At 65.6% G+C, this 5,245-nt stretch carries 8 protein-coding genes; 4 read left to right on the top strand and 4 right to left on the bottom strand.

What is annotated here, in order from left to right; genetic code table 11:
* The 4 genes from VFV09_12655 to trxA form a co-directional block, all read right to left on the bottom strand.
* On the bottom strand, positions 1–455 hold a 455-nt coding region (locus VFV09_12655), incomplete at its 3' end, for a DEAD/DEAH box helicase (GenBank protein ID HEU4868563.1).
* A gap of 64 nt (positions 456–519) precedes the next feature.
* Positions 520–1,329: a hypothetical protein gene (locus VFV09_12650; protein ID HEU4868562.1), complete on the bottom strand. Its 810-nt coding sequence runs from the start codon at positions 1,327–1,329 to the stop codon at positions 520–522.
* An 83-nt stretch (positions 1,330–1,412) separates the two neighbouring features.
* On the bottom strand, positions 1,413–1,658 hold the full coding sequence (gene tatA, locus VFV09_12645) for a twin-arginine translocase TatA/TatE family subunit (GenBank protein ID HEU4868561.1): 246 nt from the start codon (positions 1,656–1,658) through the stop codon (positions 1,413–1,415).
* Positions 1,658–1,996, bottom strand: a complete 339-nt coding sequence (gene trxA / locus VFV09_12640) for a thioredoxin (GenBank protein ID HEU4868560.1) — start codon at positions 1,994–1,996, stop codon at positions 1,658–1,660. The genes tatA and trxA overlap by 1 nt, the downstream gene beginning before the upstream one ends.
* Before the next feature lie 114 nt (positions 1,997–2,110).
* Here trxA and VFV09_12635 point away from each other — a divergent pair, with 114 nt between their 5' ends.
* From VFV09_12635 to VFV09_12620, 4 genes are all read left to right on the top strand, one after another.
* On the top strand, positions 2,111–2,854 hold the full coding sequence (locus VFV09_12635) for a helix-turn-helix transcriptional regulator (GenBank protein HEU4868559.1): 744 nt from the start codon (positions 2,111–2,113) through the stop codon (positions 2,852–2,854).
* Positions 2,855–2,964: 110 nt separating this feature from the next.
* Complete coding sequence (locus VFV09_12630; protein ID HEU4868558.1) at positions 2,965–3,450, top strand: hypothetical protein; 486 nt, start codon at positions 2,965–2,967, stop codon at positions 3,448–3,450.
* A gap of 71 nt (positions 3,451–3,521) precedes the next feature.
* Positions 3,522–4,454, top strand: a complete 933-nt coding sequence (locus VFV09_12625; GenBank protein HEU4868557.1) for a CAP domain-containing protein — start codon at positions 3,522–3,524, stop codon at positions 4,452–4,454.
* Positions 4,455–4,545: 91 nt separating this feature from the next.
* Positions 4,546–5,245: CAP domain-containing protein (locus VFV09_12620; protein HEU4868556.1), on the top strand; the 700-nt coding region annotated here is incomplete at its 3' end.

The raw sequence follows: 5,245 nt of genomic DNA, 5'->3' as shown, positions 1-5,245 counted from the left end.
AGGTGGATGATGACCTCCTCCCACACCGCCCCGCGGTACCGGTCCTGCAGGTAGTGGACCTCGTCGAGGATCACGAACCGCAGGTCGTCGAGCAGGTCGGAGCGCTCGTAGATCATGTTGCGCAGGACCTCGGTGGTCATGACCACGATGGGGGCTTGCGCGTTGATCGAGTTGTCCCCGGTGAGCAGCCCGACCTTGTCGGCGCCGTGGACCGCCACCAGGTCGCCGAATTTCTGGTTCGAAAGGGCCTTCATCGGCGTGGTGTAGAAGGCCTTGCCGCCCTCCTGCAGGGCGAGCCAGACGGCGAACTCCCCGATGACGGTCTTGCCGGAGCCGGTGGGAGCCGAGATCAGCACGGACTCGCCGCGCTCCAGGGCGTCGAGCGCCTCGATCTGGAAGTCGTCGAAGCCGAACGGGTAGGTCGCTTCGAACGCTTTGATCAGGGTCTTCGCCATCCTTCAAGCATCACGCTGTTGTGGGCATCGGTCCAGCGACGCCCGGAGAAGTAGCGCCTGGGGGCTAGGGAGCCGCCGGGGCGGCGGGCGGAGCCACCGGAGCGGCGGGTGGTGCGGGTGCCGGCTCAATCGAGGTGCCGGGAGCCATGGGGTCGACCGGAGCCGCGGGGGCTGCGGGAGCCGGCGGAAGCTGAACCTCCTCTTCAGGCTCGGCGGGAGCAGGAACCGGCGCCGGCGGGTCGTTGAGCTCGTATTCGTTCTTCATCACGGTGATGCTGCGGTCGCCCTCGGCGTACACCGAGGTGCCGTGCAGGAACAGGTTCCGGCCCAGGACGGTGGCCTTCTCGCGTTCGGCCGGGTCGGTGATGGCTGCGGCGGCCAGGAAGACCTTCGCCGCGTCGACGTACAGGATCGTGCCCTGTACGTAGCTGGCTTTGGCGTCGACCAGCCCTTCGAGGTCGTTGGGCACCTCGAGGTTTCGTATGCCCTGGTTCAGCTCACGAAAGCTGGTGACCCAGCCTTCGGTCGCCTTGCGGTACTCCTCCACCGGCAGCGCTCCGGCAAGGAAAGCACCGGGAACCTGGCTCAACTGCTCGTACACGGCGGAGTTCTTTTGGTTGAGGTCGGTGACCCTTCGCTCGAACTGCTCCACCGACCTGGCCTCCTGGCGGCGGTCGGCGGCCCGGTCGCGGGCGTCCATGACCAGATTCACGATGAATGCGATGAGGGCCAAGGCGACCAGCGCCATAACGATCCGGATGCCGGTCTTGCCGTGCCACGGGGTCGTGTCGCGCTGAGGGGCCACCCTCGGGGAGGGCAGGGCGCCTCGTGCTTTGACCGGCTTGCGCGCCGGCGGCTGCTTGGTCCTGGCCATAGTGAGGCAGAGTCTATCCGACCGGGGAGGACCGGCCTTAACCACCGGTTCCCAGGGGACGCCCTGGTGGCGCGCCCGGAAGGTCAGCGTGGACCCGGGCGGAGCTCCTTCGGTGGGTCGGTCTTGGGGTCCGTTGCACTCGCTTTCGACGGCCTGGCGGGCTCGTCCATGCCGAGCTTCAGCTCCGATGTGAGCTCGTTGGTCGCTTTCTTGAACTCCCGGATTGCACGGCCGAACTGGCGAGCCATCTCGGGGAGCTTCTGCGGTCCGAACACCAGCAGGGCGAACACGCCGATGACCAGCATCTCGGCCGGGCCGAAGTTACCCATCAGGCTTTCGGGGTCTTCAGGAAGGGAGAGATCTGCTCCAGGATGTACTCCTTGGGCCGGTAACCCACAACCGATGCCTCGGCGACGCCGTCGACGAACAGCACCATCGTCGGCATCATCGAGACCCCGAGCAGCTCGGAGAGGCCGGGGTTCTCGTCGACGTCCATCTTTACGACCTTCAGGCGGTCCGCCTGCTCGTCGGCAAGCGCCTCCAGCTCGGGCGACAGCAGCTTGCACGGCCCGCACCAGGTTGCCCAGCAGTCGACCAGAACCGGCAATTTGGAGTCCATGATCTCGGCCATGAAATTTTCGTCCGTGATGTCGACCAGATCGGCCATATCTCCACCTGATTTGAGGGTTTGGGAGGCTGAACATCCATCCTATTGCAAGCTCGGATGGTAGCCGGGAAGAGGCTGAGGTTTACCTATTCCGGCAACTGGTATGTTCTTAGCATGGACGGGGCGAAAGGCCTGGGACAGCTTCTCGGGGACCGGCTCAAAGAGCTGCGGATCGAGCAGGATCTCACGCGGGATGAGGTCGCCCGCCGCGCACGGCAGGTGGGGCTCCCCTGGTCCCCCGTCATCGTTGCCTCGTTCGAGAACGGCAGGCGCAAAACCGTCGCCCTCGAGGAGCTTCTCCTACTCTCCTACGCCTTCCGGATCGAGCCGGGCGACTGGTTTGTCGGGAACGGCTGGGCGAAGCTCGCCCCCGACGCGATGGCGAGCCTCGGCATGATCCGGGCGATGCTGGCCGGCTCGCCCACCGACTCGTGGATGCGCATCAACGACCGGTTGTGGGACGACCCGGAGTTCCAGGACGCCCCGGGCGTTCTGGGTGCGCAGTTCGAACGGCTGAACGACCGCATTCGCACGGCAAAGAAATACCTGGGACCGGAGGCTTCCACCGAGACCGCAATTCAGGCCGTGGCGGCGGCAGCCGGGGAGGCCGAGGTCAAGGCGGCCTACAAGTTCCAGGTCGAGCCGTTGCAGGTCTCCCTGGAGGCCTTCAAGAACTGGGGGCGGGGCCTCACCCAGGAGAGGGATCGCCGCTTTGGCGAAGCCGCCCGCCAGGTTTCCTTCCGGTCGCTGAGCGCCAGCCGCGGCCACATCACCCGATCGCTGCTCAAAGAACTGGCGCCCAAGCTCAAGCAGAAGAAGCTGAAGGCGCACTTCCGCGGCCTGCAGATCGAGTCTTGAGCTCCGCTCGTAGCCCCGATCCGCCCCCATCGGAGCCCGCGAGCCAAAAACCAACTACCCGGGAAACGGCCGACGCAACCCCGGCGCGCCACATACTGCGCCAGAGGACGGTGGAGCGATTCCGCAGCCGCCCCAACGTTCCAGAAGGCGCGATCCCGGCCGCCGTTCGCAAGGTGATCGGCGGGCCGATGATGTGGAGCGAACGCCCCATCCGTGAGACGCAGTTCACGCCGGAACAGCGAGACCTGATGTTGCGGGCGGCCGACGAGATTCGCGAGCTGTACCGGGAGGCCGGCGGTTCGATGGACCCGCCGATGATGCAGACCGACGCGCTGGGCCTGATGCCCGAGAACGCGGACCCCTTCCCCTATCAAAGCGAGGAGTGGGCGGCGGCCAAAGCCATCAACGCCGGCCTGGCTTTCCCCATTCCGCCTCACCTTCCGGAGCCGGAGAGGACCCGTGCCGAGCTGACCCAGGCGTACTACATCGTCATCACCTGGATCGACTATGTGAAGGGAGGCCTGCTGGACGCCTCCGAGATCTACGAGGACGACGACGAGGAGGAGCCGCCGGTCAATACGGCTCCGAACGAATAGCCTCCCCCGCCTCGGGGGTAAAACTGATGTACGGGGGCGTAAACGGTAGCGTTTAGTAGATCGGAGTCTGGATGAGCCGCCCAAGGTTCTCGAAAATTCAGGTAGTCCTGGTAGCAGTCCTCTGCGCCGCAGTGGCCGCAGCCGTATTCCTTCCGAGCCGGGCGCCCGCGGCGATCTCGCTGGACGCCGAAGAGGCGGAGATGTGCCGGCTGATCAACGACTACCGCGCATCCAAGGGCCTGGGACCCCTGCTGGTTTCCGAGAAGCTGACGGCCGCCGCCGACTGGTACAGCACCGACATGGCCACCAAGGACTACGTGAACCCGGACCACACCGACAGCCTGGGGCGGACGATCAAGCAGCGTATTGTCGCTTTCGGCTACGACTACAACACCTCCTGGGCCGAGAACATCGCATGGGGCCGGGCCGCCGCCTCGGGCACCTTCACCGGTTGGAAGAACTCTCCGGTCCACAACACCAACATGCTGACGGCCAGCTTCAAGGTCATCGGCATCGCCCGGGCGACCAACGCCAACTCCGAGTTCGGCACCTACTGGACCACCGACTTCGGCGGCTTCGTCGACCCCGGCGCGGTGCCCTGCCCGGGCAGCGGCACGCCGACGCCGACCCCAACGCCTTCGGCAACCGCCACGGCGGCCGGTCCGGCAGTTTCGGTTGCCGACACCTCCACGCTCGAGGGCAATTCGACGTCCGGCGACACCAAGATGATCAAGTTCACCGTCAGCATCCCGAAGGCCGCCAACAAGACGGTCAAGGTGAGCTACTCGACCAGCGACGGCACCGCCCAGGCCGGCTCCGACTACCGGACGACCTCGGGCATCGCCAGCATCCGGGCCGGGAACACCAGCAAGGTGGTGTCGATCCCGATCATCAAGGACAAGGCGGTCGAGGGCGACGAGACCTTCAACCTGAATCTGTCGAACCCGCAGAACGCAACCATCGCAGACGGCACCGGCGTCGGGACCATCCGCAACGACGACTGACGCGCTGGTCCGAATTCCGCTTAACAACTTCCGAGGTCGGCCGATATAAGGGGCAGTCCATGGGGGGCGCCGATGAAAACCGGAGGTCCCCATGCCCCACAGTGTCGCTTCCAACCTGCCGAAGGTTGCGACGTTCCGGATCAAGTCTGCGCTTGTCGCCCTGATCGGCGCAGCCCTGCTGTCGCCCCTCATGACGCAGTCCCCAGCGCTGGCCGCAGTCGCCCTTGATTCCGAAGAAGCCGCTTTCTGCACCCTGATCAACAACTACCGTGCCACCAAGGGCCTGCCGGCTCTGATGGTCTCGGAGAGCCTCTCCATCGCGTCCGAGTGGCACAGCACCGACATGGCGAACAAGGACTACTTCAGCCACACCGACAGCCTCGGCCGGGACCCGTTCCAGCGGATGACCGCCCTCGGCTACGGTTACAGCACCTGGAGGGGCGAGAACATCGCAGCCGGCAACGCCACCGGTGCGGCCACCTTCGACCAGTGGAAGAACTCCTCCGGCCACAACGCCAACATGCTGAACGCCAACTACAAGGTGATCGGCATCGGCAAGGCCTACAACGCGGCCGCCACCTACCGGAACTACTGGACCACCGACTTCGGCGGTGTCGTCGACCCCGGCGCAGTCCCGTGCCCCGGCGGCGGGACCACTCCTCCCCCGCCTCCCACGCCTGCGATCACCATCGCCGACGTCTCCATGACTGAGGGCAGCTCTCGTCTCTCCGCCACGAAGAACATGACGTTCACGGTAAGGATCTCAGCGCCTTCTACCCAGGCGGTCAAAG

It is taken from the genome of Actinomycetota bacterium (genome assembly GCA_035759705.1).
Taxonomy (GTDB): Bacteria; Actinomycetota; CADDZG01; order JAHWKV01; family JAHWKV01; genus JAJCYE01.
Note: the sequence above shows the minus strand (reverse complement) of the source record. Positions and strands in the feature narration are given on the sequence as shown.